The organism is Amycolatopsis pittospori (genome assembly GCF_013870525.1).
In the GTDB taxonomy this organism is placed as follows: Bacteria; Actinomycetota; Actinomycetes; order Mycobacteriales; family Pseudonocardiaceae; genus Amycolatopsis; species Amycolatopsis pittospori.
This window is the reverse complement of the sequence record NZ_JACBXD010000022.1, coordinates 37,387-53,080: the sequence shown is the minus strand read 5'-3', so window position 1 is coordinate 53,080 and position 15,694 is coordinate 37,387. Positions and strand designations below refer to the sequence as shown.

Below are 15,694 nucleotides of genomic sequence, written 5' to 3'. Positions count from 1 at the left end.
GATATCCACTACGGCCAGCTTACGAGGTCACCGGATGGAGGCCGGGCGGGTGTTCGACCGGGTCGTGACAGCGAAAGTCCGACGGCACCAGGGCGCGACCAGGAGGGGACCGTCCACGCCGGGACACCGCCGGACTCCGGAGGGTGGCGGGGGCTCGACCATCCTCATTTCACAAGGCGGGTTCTTCGCCGATCCGGGTTTGAGTGGAGCACCGCCGGGAACCCCGGACTCCTTGCACTACAGGCAATATCGCCCAAGTTGCGGGGGTGCCGCCGGATCTAGTAGACAAGGTACACCAACGTGAAACGGTTATGAAACGAATCACCGGATCGGCGGAGGGACACTCGGATGGCGTCGATCATGGCGGCCGAAGCGACGCCATCGGAGAGGACGCCTACCGCGTGGCTGGACGCCGTGGCTGAGCGGTGCCTTGCCGAAGCACTCGGCTTCGTCGCGGCACGTGCCGTCGAGCACTTCTCCGGCCGAAACGAAGGCCGGCTCGCGGAATCCGTTCTTCCCCAGTTCCTCGCCGGCGGGAAATTCCTCCGCCCGATGTTCGCCTACGTGGGTTGGCGGTGCGGCGGCCCGGACTCGATCGCCGCGGTGCGGGCGGCGTCGAGTTTGGAGTTGCTTCATTGTTTCGCGCTGGCACAGGACGACGTCATGGACGGTTCGGACCTGCGCCGAGGCCGTCCGTCGCTGCACATCCGGTTCGCGCGATGGCACGCCGAACAGGGCTGGAGCGGTTCCGCCGACCGGTTCGGCGAATCCGCGGCGACGTTGTCGGGCGATCTCTTCCTGGTCTGGTCGGAGCAGCTGCTCCGGGAATCCGGTCTTGACGCGGACACGTTGTCGCGGGGCTGGCCGAGATACGATCAGATGCGCGCGGAGCTGGCCGTCGGGCAGCTCGCCGACCTCGTGAACGACGCCCGGTCGCTCCCCCGCTGGGACGAGCTGCTCGATGTGCTGCGCCGGAAATCCGGTAACTACACCGTCCGCAGACCCTTGGAGTTCGGCGCGGCGCTGGCCGGTTGCGATCGGGACGTCCTGGCCGCTCTCGCCGAGTACGGCGGGCTGGTGGGTGAGGCGTTCCAGTTCAAGGACGACCTCCTCGGCGTGTTCGGCGACCCCGCGGTCACCGGTAAACCCGTCGGCCAGGATCTGCGCGATCGCAAGGCGTCCAGCGTGGTGGTGCTCGCCACCGAGATGGCCGACCGGTCACAGCGCCGCGAACTCGACGAACTGCTCGGACTGACAACGGTGGACGACGACGCCGTCTCCCGCTGGTGCGGGCTGATCACCGCGACCGGGGCACGCGGACGACTCGGCGAACTCATCCGGGAGCACGTCGAGAAGGCACTGGCGGCGATCGATCCGGCCGTGTTCCCACGAGAAGCCGCAGACGCCCTGGCCGTCCTCGCGACCAGGTGCACGGAGCGCGAACAGTGAAAACGGTACCGGGGCGGACGGACCGGATCGTCGTGGTGGGGGCGGGGCTGTCGGGGCTGGCCGCGGCCCTGCACCTGGCGGGCCGCGGCCGTGAGGTCACCGTCCTCGAACGCGACTCCGGCCCGGGCGGACGCGCGGGCCGCGTCGAACGCCAGGGCTACCTGCTCGACACCGGTCCGACAGTGCTGACCATGCCGTCGATCCTGCAAGACACCTTCGGCGCAGTCGGTGCCGAGCTGAGCCGGGAGTTGCCGCTGACCCGGCTCGATCCGGCCTATCTGGCGCAGTTCGCCGACGGCAGCACCCTGCCCGTGCACACCGAGGCCGAGGTGATGACGGACGCGGTCCGGGAGTTCGCCGGTCCCGCCGAGGCCGCGGGCTACCTCCGGCTGCGCGAGTGGCTGACCCGGCTCTACCGGACCGAGTTCGGCCGGTTCATCGACTCCAACATCGACTCACCGCTGGGCATGCTCAACCCGGACCTGGCCCGGCTGGTGGCGCTCGGCGGATTTCGTCGCTTGGATCCCAAGATCGGGTCGTTCCTGTCCGACGAACGACTGAAGCGCGTGTTCACCTTCCAAGCGCTCTACGCGGGCGAGTCGCCGATGCGCGCGCTGGCCCTCTACGCGGTCATCTCGTACATGGACACCATCGGCGGCGTGTACTTCCCGCCCGGCGGTGTCGCGGCACTCCCCCGGGCGCTGGCCAGGGTCGCCGCCGAGAACGGCGTCACCTTCCACTACGGCGATCCCGTCCACGCACTCGAACGCGACGGTACCCGGATCCACACGGTCCGGACGGCCGCCGGCGTCCGTCATCCGTGCGACGCCGTCGTCCTCACCACCGAACTCCCCGAGAGCTACCGTCTGCTGGGCCGGCACCCGAAACGGCCGGTTCCGCTGCGGCCGGCGCCGTCGGCGTTGATCCTGCACACCGGAGGCCGCGACGCCCGACCGGCGGTGGGGCACCACACCATCTCCTTCGGGCGGGGGTGGCGCTCGACCTTCGACGAGCTCATCACCTCCGGCCGCCGGATGTCCGATCCGTCCCTGCTGATCACCCGGCCGACCGCGACCGATCCGGGCCTCGCGCCGCCAGGTCGTCAGCTCTATTCCATCCTCGCGCCGGTACCGAACCTCGACCGCGGACCCGCCGATTGGACGACGGACGCGGGACCGTACGCGGAGGAAATCCTCGCCGTCGCACGACAGCGAGGACTGCCCGACTTCGACTCCGAGTTCACCGAAATCATCAGCCCCGCCGACTGGGCCGACCGCGGGCTGGTGGCCGGCACTCCTTTCAGCTACGCGCACTCGTTCGTGCAAACCGGGCCCTTCCGGCCACGGAACCTGCCGCCCGGCACCGAAAACGTCGTCCTCGCCGGCGGCGCGACGGTACCGGGAGTGGGGGTACCGACCGTGCTGATCTCAGGGAGGCTGGCCGCCGACCGGATCACCGGGACATCCGGCCGTCGCTCACGGGTACTCGACCTGGCCGCGGAGGCGAACCGATGACGCGACGCGAACTCGACGCCGCCGAGATCCACGATCCGAACCTGCGCGCCGCCTATTCCTGGTGCCGCGACGTCAACGCCAGGCACGGCAGGACCTACTTCCTGGCGACACGGATGCTGACCCCGGCCCAGCGGCCCGCCGTCCACGCGCTCTACGGCTTCGCCCGGTGGCTGGACGACATCGTCGACGAGCCGGATCCCCGCGACACACCGGAATCCCTGGCCGTTCGGCTGTCCGAAGTGGAGGATCGTTTCCTCGCCGACCTGACGGCGGGCACCAGCGACGATCCCCTGCTGAGGGCGGTGATCGACACGGCGGCCAGGTACACGCTGGACGAGCAGCTCTTCCGCGACTTCTTCACGTCGATGCGGATGGACCTGAGCGTGACCGACTACGCCACCAGGGACGACCTCGACACCTACGTGCACGGCTCGGCCGAGGTGATCGGCCTGCAGGTGCTCCCGATCCTCGGCGCGGTGGCCCCTCGCGAGGAGGCCGCGCCGCGAGCCGCCGCACTCGGCAAGGCCTTCCAGCTGACCAACTTCCTCCGCGACGTCGCCGAAGACTTCGCGCGCGGACGGGTCTATCTCCCCGCGGACGAACTCAAGGACCACGACGTCGACCGCGAACGGCTGTCCTGGTGCGAGGAGCAGGGCCGGGCCGACGCACCCGTACGGGCCGCGATCAGAGAGCAGATCGCCACCACACGAAGGATCTACGCCGAAGCCCGGCCGGGGATCGCGATGCTCCATCCGGTCTCGCGCCCCTGCGTGGCCACCGCCGCGACCCTCTACGGGGAGATCCTCGACCGAATCGAGGACGCGGATCACGACGTCTTCGCCGGACGGGCCAAGGTGTCCCGTCGCCGTCGGATCGGTGTCGCCTGCGGGGCGCTCGCCCGTTCGCAGTGGGCTCGCACACGGCATCCCGCCCCCGCTCCCCCGTCGGCGGTGGGCTGAGTGGGCAAGGTCGAATACCTGCTCGTGCTGGCGGCGTGCGTCCTGTCGACGCTGCCACTGGAGATGGCCGGTGCCCGCGTCTACCGGCGGCCGAAACGGCTCGCCCGCGCACTGCTCCCGGTGGCCGCGGTGTTCCTCGTCTGGGACGCGGTGGCGATCGCGGGCGAGGTCTGGGGTTACGCGCCGGAGTTCGTCACCGGTGTCCACGCACCGTTTTCCGTTCCGCTGGAAGAGATCCTGTTCTTCGTCGTCATCCCGATCTGCGGATTGCTGACCTACGAGGCCGTCCAGCTCGTCCTGACCGCGGTCCGGCGGCGCGAGAAAACGGCGGTCCGGCGATGATCCCCTGGGGCTACACCGTTCCAGCCGTCGCCGCGGTGATCGTGGTCGTACTCGTCGAAGCCGCCGTGCTGAAGACCGGTCTGTTCCGCAAACCCGCCTACTGGCTGACGATGGCCATCGTCACCGGCTTCCAGATCCCCGTCGACGGCTGGCTGACGAAGTTGTCCGCCCCGATCGTCCTCTACGCGCCCGAGCACATCACCGGCTGGCGCTTCCCGTGGGACATCCCGGTCGAAGACTTCTTCTTCGGCTTCGCGATGGTGACGGCCGTACTGCTGCTGTGGGAACGAGCCAAAACACGCGAGGAGACACGATGAACGCGATGGCCCGAGACGGCTTGCCGCGCGAGACCGTCCCCTCGGCCTTCGACACCGAAGCCCGGTTCTACGACCGCCTCGTGGGCGCGAATCCCGGCTACCACGAACATTTGCGCCTGTCCGCCCGCAGACTGGAGCTCCAGACCGGGGACCCCGGATTGCGGGTGCTGGACGCCGGTTGCGGAACCGGCGCGTCCACCGCGGCACTTGTGTCGGTGGCGCCGCACGCCAGGATCACCGCCTTCGACGCCTCCGGCGAGATGCTGGAGCGAGCCCGGAGCAAGACCTGGCCCGACGGTGTCGAATTCGTGCATACGCCGGTCGAGGACCTGGCCGGGATCGACGGCCCCTTCGACGCGATCCTGGCGGCGTACCTCCTGCGCAACCTCACCGACCCGACCACGCAGCTGCGCCGGCTTCGCGCGCTGCTGCGGCCGGGTGGACGGATCGCCGTGCACGAGTACTCCGTCCGTGATTCCCGGCGCGCCCGCTGGGTCTGGAACGCCGTCTGCGCGGGCGTGATCATCCCGCTGGGGAAGCTCGCCACCGGCGACGCGACGCTCTACCGCCATCTTCGCCGCAGCGTCCTCGAGTTCGACGGAATCACGTCACTCGCCCGGCGCCTCACCGACGCCGGATTCACCGACGTCCACACCGCGACCGTCGGCGGCTGGCAGCGGGACATCGTGCACACCGTCGTCGGCATCGCCCCACTGGAGAAACCGTGACCTCTCCCCGGGATCCCCGCCGCGTCACCCTGCCCGCACCGCGAGGCCTGCCCGATGCCGGACTGCTCGGACGGCGTCCCACCGCGGCGGTGGTGGGCGGTGGCATCGCCGGGCTCACCGCGGCGACCGGGCTGGCCGAACGCGGCGTCGATGTCACCGTCTTCGAGCGCGAGCACCATCTCGGCGGAAGGGTCGGCGGCTGGCGGGAACGGCTGCCGGACGGCACCGCGGTGACCATGAGCCGGGGTTTCCACGCGTTCTTCCGCCAGTACTACAACCTGCGCACCCTGCTCTCTCGCACCGATCCGCGGCTGGATCGGCTCATTCCCTTGACCGACTACCCGCTGCTCGACGCGCACGGCCGCATCGACACCTTCGCCGGGCTTCCGCGTACTCCGCCGTGGAACGCGGCGGCGTTCGCGTGGCGGAGCCCGACCTTCACGCGTAAGGACCTGCTGCGTCTCAGCGGACGTAACGCCCTGCCGCTGGCGACGGTCAGCGTGCCGGAGACCTATCACCTGCTCGACCGCGTCGACGCCTCCTCCTTCCTCGAAACGATCAACTTCCCGGAAGCGGCCAAACATCTCGCGTTCGAGGTCTTCTCCCGCAGCTTCTTCGCCGACCCGCGAGAGCTGTCCGCCGCGGAGCTGGCGACGATGTTCCACCTGTACTTCCTCGGGTCCAGCGAAGGTCTCGTCTTCGACGTGCCGACCGAGCCGTTCCCCCAAGCACTCTGGGACCCGCTCGCGAGCTACCTCTCCAGCCGTCGTGTCGACATCCGCACCGGTACGCCGGTCACCGGCATCGGCCGGACCCGGGACGGCTTCGCGATCGAATCCGGCGGCCGCACGAAGAACTTCGACGGTGTGGTGCTCGCCTGCGACGTCCCCGGCCTGCGGAAAATCGTGGACGCTTCCCCAGACCTCGGCACCGAAGCCTGGCGTGCCTCCATCGACGGTCTGCGCACCGCACCGCCGTTCCTGGTCCGGCGACTCTGGCTCGACCGCCCGGTCGAGCCATACCGGTCGTCGTTCCTCGGTACCGGCAGCATCCCGCCGCTGGACAACATCAGTCTGCTCGACCGGTACGAGGGAGAAGCACGCAGCTGGGCCACCCGCACCGGCGGGGCGGTCGTGGAACTGCACGCCTACGCCGCTGCCACCAAGGACTCGAGCGGTTTGGAAAAGGCCTTGGAGAAACGGCTCCACGAGATCTACCCGGAGACACGGGACGCGCGCGTCGTCGGCGACCTCACGCTGTGGCGCGAAGACTGCCCGTTGTTCGGAGTCGGCGATTTCGCGCGCCGTCCGACTGTCGAAACCCCCGAAACGGCACTGGCACTCGCCGGGGACGGCATCCGCATCGATCTGCCGGTCGCCCTCATGGAACGCGCCGCCGCCACCGGCTGGGCCGCGGCCAACTCCCTCCTCGGGCATTGGGGCCTTGCCGGGCACCCGATCCGCTCGGTTCCCAACCACGGCCGGATCGGCCTGCTGAACCGGCTGGCGAGGTCAAGGTATCCGAAATGATCATGGCCCGACTCGGCTGCCGCCCACTTCATCGCAGCCGGCTCGGAGCGGTTCGGCGCCGCGGCGTTCATCGACCGGTGGATCTTCACCACCGAACACACACGCTGCGAACCCCACATCGTGCTAGACCGGAAGACCACTTCGCGGACTTCAGTTTTCCGACGCCGTTAGTTTGGCCCGGGCGGCTGCGGCGTCCGGGTGCCCGAGGCCGCTGAGCAGCGTTTCTGCCCGCTGCCAGGCCTGACGTGCCGCGTCGATGTCTCCTTCGTGATGCCGGGCGTCGCCGAGTTGGTCGGCGGTTGCCGCTTCGCTGTATGTGTCACCCAGGGCGTGGAAGAGGTCGCCTGCCAGCGCGTGATACTCGGCGGCGAGGCCGTATTCGCCGCGGCGGTGGTGCACGTAGCCGAGGGTGCGCAGGACGTGGGCCTCGCAGTCGCGGTCGCCGACGTCGCGCAGGAGCTCCAGCGCTTCCGAGCTGTAGGCGAGCGCGGGTTCGTCCTGGCCGAGCCGGGCGCTGTACCAGCCGAGGGCGCTCACACTGAATGCCTCCCAGGGGCGGTTCTCCTTGGCGCGGAACAACTCCAGCGCTCGGTGTGCGTGATTCAGCGCGGTCTCGTGGTCTTCGCGACCCGCTCCGGCGAGGCCGAGGGAGAAGTGGGTCGTGGCTTCTCCGGTGAGGTCACCGATCTCTTGATACAGCGTCAGCGCGCCGGTCAAGTCCGCCAAGGCCCGCGGATGGTCACCGGCCATGCTGTGCACGCGGCCGAGCAGGTGCAGGGCGGCGGCTTGCGCGGCGCGATCACCGAGGCGCTTCGCGGCGTTCAGGGCGGTCTGCTGGGTCGCGGCCCGCTGATCCCAACGGCCGGTGCGGGTGAGGAACGTCGAGATCGTCCACGGTATCTGCCACGCGTGCGTGTCGAATTCCCCGGAGACGACGGCGAGTTCGGTCGCCGCGAGTATCGCGGCGTGCTCGGCGGTGAACCAGTCGATCGCCTCGTCGTAGGTCTCGATCGCGCGGGGCGCCGCCCCGGCGCGCGGGGTGGCGAGGGTGATCGGCGGCCAGTGCGGGGACAGTCGCCGTTCCGCGGCGAATCCGGTGTGGAGGTAGTGATCCAGCACACGCCCAAGCGCTTCTTGTGCTTCGTCGTCGGACGCCTGTTCCCGGGCGAAGGCGCGGAGCAGGTCGTGGGAGCGGAACCGGCCAGGTTCGCGCTCGTCGACCATGTGGGTCCGGTTCAGCTCCGCGAGCAGTGGCCGCACATGGGCGATGGTCACGCCTGCCAGCGCGGCCGCGGCGGCCAAGCCGATGTCCGGTCCGGCGTGGAGGCCGAGGAGCCGGAACAGCCGGGCCGCTTCCGGGGAAAGCCCGTGGTACGACCACGAAGTCACCGCACGCACGCTGGAGGCCGGGTCGCCCGCGTCCAGACGTCCCTGTTCGTCCCGTAGTTCCGCGACGAGCGCCCGTAACGGGAACCCGGGATGCGCAATCGCCCTCGCGGCCACCACGGCCAGCGCCAGCGGCAGTCCCCCGGTGAACCGGACCAGGTCCTCGACGGCGGCCTCGTCGGCGAGCCCTCGCCGGTCGATCCGGTGGGTCAGCAGCGCCGCGGCGTCGGACACCTCCAGCATCGGCATCCGGAGAGGGTGGGCCTGCTCCACGGCGACGAGCCCGGTCAGCTGGCTGCGGCTGGTGACCACCACCAGGCAGTCGCCCCCGCCGGGCAGCAGCGGCCGAACCTGGCTCTCGTCCCGCGCGTTGTCCAGCACCATCAGCAGTCGCCGTCGCGCCACCAAACCCCGCAACAGCGTGCTGCGCGCGTCGACGTCGTCCGGAATGCGCTCCGCCGGAACCTGGAGCGCGTCCAGGAAGCTCCGCAACGCGACAGCGGGTTCGAGGGGTACCGCGGTGGGGTCGAAACCCCGAAGGTTGATGTACAGCTGGCCGTCGGGGAACCGGTCCAGCCGGTCGTGGGCCCAGCGCAGCACGAACGACGTCTTGCCGACCCCGCCGGGGCCGCCGACCACCACCACTCCGGACGACCTGGCGTCCAACGCCGCGAGTTCACTCGCGCGACCGACGAACACCGGTGGCCGGGCAGGCAGCTGACACGGCGCGGCCCGCCCCACCGGGGCGGCGATCGCCGCATCGGCGGAAAGGACCTGCAAGTACAGGCTTTGCAGGGGCGGGCTCGGGTCCACACCCTGTTCGTCGGCGAGACGACGACGCAACCGGTCGTACAACGACAGCGACTCGGCCTGGCGGCCGTCCCGATACAGCGCGAGCATCAACTGGCCCGCCAGCCGTTCGTCCCGAGGACATTCGGCCGTCGCGGCCAGCAGGTCGGGAATGAGTTCCGCGTGCCCGCCGCGACGCAGCACGATGTCGTTGCGGTGCAACCGCGCGGCGAACCGTTCCTTGACCAGCCGGCCGCGCAAGGCCGCGAACCACGGGGTGTCCAGCGCACCGAACGGCTCGCCGCGCCAAAGACCCAACGCCTCGTCGAGCAGAACGAGAGCCTCGGCGTCCGCCAGGCCGCGCGCCTCATCGAGCAGTGCCCGGAACCGGTGCAGGTCGACGGCATCAGGAGCGACGTCGAGCAGGTAACCGCCCTGCCGGCGGACGATGTCGACACCTTCGATCCGCCGCAGCCGAGAAATGTAGGTGTAGAGGTTGTCCACGGCTCGATGCGGCAGGCGGTCGCTCCACACCCGATCGAGGATCTGATCTGGCGGCACCACCTGGCCGGCCTCGACCAGCAGGGCGGCCAGCACACCCTGCTGTACCGCGTGGCCCAGGTCCACCGGCCGCTCGTCCACGTAGGCCTCGATCGCCCCGAGAACAGCGAAACGCATGATCACTCTCCCCCGTCGGACACATCCTAGGACGGGCGCACCGGAACCGCGTCCCGGTCTTGCCGAAACCTTGAATTCGCAGCTCAGAGGCACGGGACCGGATCACTGAGTGTCAATAAACTTAAGCCCACTCACCACGAAGGGAGCCCATTTTCCGTGAATCGCACAATACTGAAAACACCGCTTTTGGGGCGCACGCCGTACAACCAAATAGCGGCGGCTCTCTCACTCGCCTTGTTCATCGCGACGCTGGCGTACGCGGGGTGGACCGGCTTTCTCGTCGTCTTCAGCCTGTGGTCGGCGGCCCTGATGTACGGAGGATTCGCCTCCAGCCGCCGGGAGTTCGCCAAAGTGGCGCGAGCCCGCGAGGAGGACCGGCACGCCCACGACGAACTGATCGCCCGCCGCGGAAGGCTGGTCGAGTTCGCGGACACGACCTTCCAAGAGCGTTCGACGACGCTGGCCGCCCGTTTCGGGCGCGTCGACCAGGACGTCGCGGGCGTGGTGGTCCCACGGAAGGCGGTCCGTGCCCGGCACGCTGCCGAACTCGCTGCCGAGGGGGTGACCGGCATGCGGTTCTGCGGCTTCCCAGTCACCGTCTTCGACCTTGATGTGATCAACGAGGCCGATTTCGACAGCCTCGTCAAAATGGGCAAGGCCGAACGGGCGATCGAGGCCGCGACGGGGTATTTGACCGTGTGCGCAGTGACGCTGCCCTATCCCCTGCCCTACCTGTCGTCGCTGGCCGCCTGGGAACCCGGCATGCTCGCGGAACTCGAGGAATCGATGGACAGCGACGTTCCCGCGGAGCTGCGGCATACCGACGACCCGGATTTCGCAACCCTGCTTCTGTCCGTACCGAAGGTTCTGCGGGCGGCGCACGACCTGGATCTGCTCTGGACCATCAGCGGAGATCAACTGGTCGCGGCGGCGATGAGCAACACCGGGATCAGCCAGGAGAGCGCGTTGCGGCGCGCAACCGACCTGACCGCGGTGGCCGCCGCCCTCCCGTGGGACCGGCTGGAACCGTTCCGGCGGCGCACCGCCGACGTTCCGGTGCCGTGGCCGCTGCACCGAAGCCGCTTCGTCGCCCACCAGTGGTGGGTGGGGGACACCGAGTCCGGCCCCACCGTGCGTCGCTGGGCCCATTACCCGATCGGCAAGACCGGTACCTACGCCTTCGTCGGCGTCGGGACGGACCTCGCCCAGCCGCGCGGCGCGTTCCCAGTGTCCTGATCCGGCCGAGCAACGGCACCTGGCGCGGAGTTCCCCAGCGAGGAACGCAGCCGCAGAAGACGCGGCGCTACCACGAGATAGCGGCTGCGCCCAGCGAAGCCCCCAGAATTGGGCACCGTTACAGGTCAAGGAGTGGGTGTCTGGCCGGGGCGAAGCCTGTCCCCGCAGGACCGCAGGTGCGCAACCGAGTTGGATGCGACGACTTTCCCGGTCTCGATGGTGACGTAGTTCTGTGCCTCGGCCAGCAGCGCGGAGTCGTTGCGCACGAGGTCCTTGCGTACCCACACCCCGACATCACCAAACGCGGCCGCGTTCCGAGGGCTGCGGTAGAGCACCTCGTACTCCTGCGCGAATCGCGGATCCTGGGCGAAGCCGAGCGTCGTGTCCCATGTGCCGATGAGCGAGATGAGTTCAGGCCGGACCTCGTTGAAGACGTACTGCCGCTCGCCCGCGAAATCGGCTGTGCGCAGATAGTCGGCGATGACTCGGTCGGCGAGACCGGCGAGGTCGATCACCTGGAGCCTGCTGACCAACGCCATCCCGCCGAGGTCGATCACGCCGATCTTCGCCGAGTTCGGCAACTTCAGGAGATCCGCAACGCCGTTGGCGACCCTGGCATCACGCTCGACAACGCTGCAGAACGGTGTCTTCGGGGCTGCGCGGTAGCTCTTGCCTTGGGTATAGAAGCCACTGACCGACGACACTGTCGCGACGACGAGCGCACATGCCAACAGGGCCCGTCCGCGGATACGCGCCTTCCGTACCGTCTCAACGATCACGATCGCCCCACCGAGCGTGCCGAGGGCCCAGATCGGGGTGGCGAACCGCAGCTGTCCCATCCAGTCGGCTTGGAGCACGCAGAAGGCGACCACCGACAAGCCGAACGGGACCAGGAGCGCCACCATGCTCGCGCGGAGCTTGGACGGCTTCTGCATCACCAGCGCGAGGCAGACGATCGCGACCGCGACCAACAACCAACCCGCGTACTGAAGAACCGTTCCGGCCTTCGCGATGTCCTCGATGGTCGGGAGCGGTTGTGCCTTGGCGATCGCAGTGTTGGGCAGCAGGCGTCCGTACTCGATCCAGCGGAACAGCAGATAGCCTCCGAAGGGAACGATGAACCCAGCGGCGGACAGCAGTACAGCCCGGATAGCGGCGGGGAGGCCACCGCGGCGGGTGAACAACGCGACCACGATCGGGAACGCGGCCGCGTAGATGACACCGTCCGGACGGCTCAGTCCTGCGAGTGCGGCGAGCGCACCGGTCGACACGGCGATTTTCGTGGTCAGAAGAGTGCCAGAGTTCACGCCGCACAAGATGACCACGGCGAGCGCAGTGGCCACGAGGGCGTAGACCGAGTTCTCCAAGCCGGAGAAGCACCAGATGATGAACGAGGAGTTAACGGCGAGCGCCACGCCGGCGATCAGGGTGACCAGAGCCGGCCGCGGCGTCACACGCTTCGCCGCGACGTAGACCAAGGTCAGGATGGCCGCGCAGCACAGCAGCGCCAGCCCCTTAGGGAACAGGACGTAGTCGGGCACACCGAAGACCGTGCCGTGGTCGAACAGGCCGACCAGCTTCCCGAAGGCCAGCAGCAGCATCCACACCGGGTTCGAGAAGCCCTCGACCGGCTCAACTCCAGGCTGCAGCACCGGTCCGAATCCGTCGGCGAGGTTGCGGGAATAGGCGAAGGTGATAGCCGCGTCGTCGATCATCCAGTTGCCGTAGAAACTCGCGTGGACGGCGATCAGCGCCGTGCCAGCGATGACGGAGGCAAAAGCGCCAAGGAAGTCTCGACGCACGAACGCACGGCCGTTACCCATCGACCGCGCCTGGGCGCGGTCTGGTTCCGCCACCGAGGGCGGGTCGGTCACCTTAACACTGCTCACGTGATGAACCCCCATAGCCAAGTTTGAGAACCCCGCAGCTGCGCCCCGCGTCACTACGCTCCGGCCACATCGCCCAGCTCGGCACCCACACGGGTAACCCCAGGAACCCGTCGACCTCGACGGATGCGCCAACTTCAGAGTTTGAGTCTTACGTCAACACCCAGAAGCGTGATTCTACCGCACGAGATAGTGCTCTTTGAGACGCGGGCTTGACGTCGCAGTGAGGCCCACGGCCTCAGGTGAATTACTTACATTCAGAACGGGTTTCGCGGTAAAGATTCACGTTGCCGGTTCTCGCGGGCCTGAAAATCGGAGAATTTCGGATTTTTCGCACGAACGGTTGACGAGTCACGGCTTCCAGCAACCCGCTCGCGCGGACAAATTCACTGAATTATAAGTGCCGATTCCCAACCGGCGGATTATCGACAGTGCTCGGCAAGAATGACGAAGCCGCCGCGTGCATGACGTTATACACTTGGATAGGTCCGCCGACGGGCTGCCAGCGAGCGTCAAATGCGCTATCCGGACCTGATGATGACTACGCTTCACCGTCGTCACGAGTGTGTCCAGATCAGCGCTACGGCACCACATCGCCGCGCCCCGGCGTCCGGCAAAGCCTGAGCCTGCCCCTCACCCAGGCGCTACCCCTCGGCGACGGCAAGCAAATCTCTCCTGCGATCAGCAGCTCGGCACGTTCAACGCCAACAGTCACCGCGCTCGCGAAAACAAGGACCCGCTCCATGTGCCGCCAAGCGGCGAATCGCCAAGAGCAACGCCACGACCGTCAGGTCTACCGCGGGCGCAACCAACGGCGCGACCCACACCGCAGACTCTTCACAACCGAACGCGACCACGACTCGGCGACTATCCGCAAGGCGCTGCTGCTCCAACAGCCGGTCAACTGTCTCGCGGAGCTCGCCCCTGTCCGACAGCACACAACTCTCGGCGCACGCCGCATCGCAGAGATCGTCAGTACAGGGCGAGACAACCGACCCCTAAATCTTCCTAATGTTCTCAAGCAAGTCGACCAAGTCCTCATTAGCCAATTTGCAAAACTCTTGATCAGCATGAGCAAGGTCGGCTACAACATCAACATAAGTCGGGTCAGCGTTATCAAATTCATCCTGAAGAACTACTGGCATCAGAGTCCAGTTAACGCCGTTCAAATTCATCGACCACTTAACATTTCCGCTAAATTCTTCAACGCAAGACCTGAGCTTACTTTTCACACGCTCATCAGGCTCTACATAGCGCCAGACAACAAGGGGTGGATTGATAAGCCCGCTCAACTTATCGCGCCCCACCGAAATTCGATACCATCCCACCATGCCGTGCACGGTAAGCGACTCGACCACAATCTTGCTATCAATCACGAGAACATCCCCGCGAATCCAGGGTTACCCCAGCGCAAGCCCGGATTCAATGATTTCATCGTTCGCATATAGTCTCCCCACGGTATGGCATCCGCACTCATGCGAGGATCATACGCGTAGCGCCCGTCGGTATACACATGGTGGTAAGAGTAGTTGCTGACCGAGCTTCCCTCTCGAACCAGCAGGTCATCTCCCGCACCTTTGAACGAGACAACCTTCCCTTCACCCCCGGCAGCTCGCTGAAGATTTGTGGCAATTTCAGAACAATCGAATCCGAACACATTGATTGGCTGCTCCTTCATCGCGCCCATCACTCGCGCATCGGGGGGAAACGCCGGATTCGGAGCTCGAAACCCGCCTCCTCCCCTGCCTGCATCTTCGGCGAATCCGGCACCTCGCCCAGCGTTGGCCGCGCTGAAGGTTCTCGCTCCGGCAGGTATGGTGCCACCAGCTATGACAGAGCTTGCCCGGGCGCCGACCGCCGCAGCTACCAGCTCTCCACCGATTCTGGCAGCCCCACCCCAAGGCAAGAAGAAGATCGCCGCCTGGAGAGTTTCCTCCCAACCAGGCGGGCTGGGATCGCAGCTGCGGACGTCAGGGAACTCAGAACAGAAGGCGAATTCGAACTGGGCAAAGTCGGCGGGGCGTTGAGCGACCGGTAGGTGTTTCCAGGAAGAGAAGCGGTTCTCCCACGTCGCGCGACGCTGTTTCGGCGACATCTTGGGCGTGTCTTTGCCCACCGAGGTCGGGTAGGCATGCTTCGTGTCCTTGGGTGACGGAGGTGGGGCCACTGGAGGTGTCCATCCGCCGCTGCCACCGCCGCAGTTGCCGGTGTACATACAGTCGCAGTTGGTGCGGCACGGCTCCGTGCCACTTGGGTCACTCAGGCTGACCGGGGAGTTGTTCGCATAGTTGTAGCCGTTGATCTGCTGTGGGTCGGTCGGCCGCATGATCGGGTCGAGAGAGATGAACCGGCCTAGGTCGGCGTCGTAGTCACGGGCCCCGAGATGGAGCAGGCCGGTGGAAGCGTCGTTCGTGCCACCGACGAAGGCACGTTCGCCAGGCATCGAGACAGCCGGACCACGCTGGGCTCCGAACGGCGTTTGGCGTCTTTGCCTGACCGTCAGGTCGTTGGCGTTGATCGCGACCTGCGTAGTCCCTTGATGGTCGCCGGCTAGCCAGCTCAGGGTACCGGCCGAGCGCATCGCGATGGTCAGGCCGCCGTGGGTGTAGTAGCGGGTGGTAGTCGCGGTCCCGCTCGCTTTGTCGAGCCGCACTTCCTGTGGCCCGAGGTACAGGGTCGTCCCGGTCGGGTCGCGGCGGACGAGCCGGTCGCCGTCAGCGGCGTGGAATGATCTCACGGTCGTTCCGGCGCCGGAGTCGGTGCGGGACTGGACCACGATGTCGCCGAACCCCGGCAGCGGCAGTTCCTGTACCGCCGAGGCGGGAGGCACCGCGAGGGTGGAAACCGGCATGGCCACCACCACGCCCGACTCCGCCGGCAC

12 protein-coding genes are annotated in these 15,694 nt (G+C 67.4%); 8 read left to right on the top strand and 4 right to left on the bottom strand.

The features are described 5' to 3' along the window. Positions 1–348 precede the first annotated feature (348 nt). Genes H5J31_RS14980 through H5J31_RS14950 form a run of 7 tightly spaced genes read left to right on the top strand, consistent with a single transcriptional unit; the run spans position 349 to position 6,838 of the window. Positions 349–1,449, top strand: coding sequence for a polyprenyl synthetase family protein (locus H5J31_RS14980; protein WP_181773169.1), 1,101 nt, complete (start codon positions 349–351; stop codon positions 1,447–1,449). Then, complete coding sequence (crtI, locus tag H5J31_RS14975; protein ID WP_181773168.1) at positions 1,446–2,963, top strand: phytoene desaturase family protein; 1,518 nt, start codon at positions 1,446–1,448, stop codon at positions 2,961–2,963. The genes H5J31_RS14980 and crtI overlap by 4 nt, the downstream gene beginning before the upstream one ends. Then, positions 2,960–3,922, top strand: a complete 963-nt coding sequence (locus tag H5J31_RS14970) for a phytoene/squalene synthase family protein (RefSeq protein ID WP_181773167.1) — start codon at positions 2,960–2,962, stop codon at positions 3,920–3,922. Before crtI ends, H5J31_RS14970 begins: the two co-directional genes overlap by 4 nt. Continuing rightward, positions 3,923–4,264: a lycopene cyclase domain-containing protein gene (locus tag H5J31_RS14965; RefSeq protein ID WP_181773166.1), complete on the top strand. Its 342-nt coding sequence runs from the start codon at positions 3,923–3,925 to the stop codon at positions 4,262–4,264. Continuing rightward, complete coding sequence (locus tag H5J31_RS14960) at positions 4,261–4,581, top strand: lycopene cyclase domain-containing protein (RefSeq protein WP_181773165.1); 321 nt, start codon at positions 4,261–4,263, stop codon at positions 4,579–4,581. Before H5J31_RS14965 ends, H5J31_RS14960 begins: the two co-directional genes overlap by 4 nt. Further along, the gene (locus H5J31_RS14955; protein WP_181773164.1) at positions 4,578–5,309 is read left to right on the top strand and encodes a class I SAM-dependent methyltransferase; all 732 of its coding nucleotides are present in this window, start codon (positions 4,578–4,580) and stop codon (positions 5,307–5,309) included. Before H5J31_RS14960 ends, H5J31_RS14955 begins: the two co-directional genes overlap by 4 nt. Next, positions 5,306–6,838: an FAD-dependent oxidoreductase gene (locus H5J31_RS14950; RefSeq protein WP_181773163.1), complete on the top strand. Its 1,533-nt coding sequence runs from the start codon at positions 5,306–5,308 to the stop codon at positions 6,836–6,838. The genes H5J31_RS14955 and H5J31_RS14950 overlap by 4 nt, the downstream gene beginning before the upstream one ends. Before the next feature lie 150 nt (positions 6,839–6,988). Here H5J31_RS14950 and H5J31_RS14945 read toward each other — a convergent pair whose 3' ends face one another. After that, positions 6,989–9,691, bottom strand: a complete 2,703-nt coding sequence (locus H5J31_RS14945) for an AfsR/SARP family transcriptional regulator (protein WP_181773162.1) — start codon at positions 9,689–9,691, stop codon at positions 6,989–6,991. Positions 9,692–9,847: 156 nt separating this feature from the next. On the opposite strand from H5J31_RS14945, the gene H5J31_RS14940 reads away from it, so the two are divergent. Further along, positions 9,848–10,927, top strand: a complete 1,080-nt coding sequence (locus H5J31_RS14940; protein WP_181773161.1) for a hypothetical protein — start codon at positions 9,848–9,850, stop codon at positions 10,925–10,927. A gap of 125 nt (positions 10,928–11,052) precedes the next feature. Here the strand turns inward: H5J31_RS14940 and H5J31_RS14935 are convergent, their stop codons facing one another. The 3 genes from H5J31_RS14935 to H5J31_RS14925 form a co-directional block, all read right to left on the bottom strand. Next, a complete protein-coding gene (locus H5J31_RS14935) occupies positions 11,053–12,801 on the bottom strand; it encodes a hypothetical protein (RefSeq protein ID WP_328701490.1) in 1,749 nt (582 codons plus the stop codon). Positions 12,802–13,811: 1,010 nt separating this feature from the next. Then, on the bottom strand, positions 13,812–14,189 hold the full coding sequence (locus H5J31_RS14930) for a hypothetical protein (protein ID WP_181773160.1): 378 nt from the start codon (positions 14,187–14,189) through the stop codon (positions 13,812–13,814). Further along, positions 14,186–15,694 (bottom strand): RHS repeat-associated core domain-containing protein, encoded by a 1,509-nt coding sequence (locus tag H5J31_RS14925; protein ID WP_328701489.1) that lies wholly within the window; start codon positions 15,692–15,694, stop codon positions 14,186–14,188. The genes H5J31_RS14930 and H5J31_RS14925 overlap by 4 nt, the downstream gene beginning before the upstream one ends.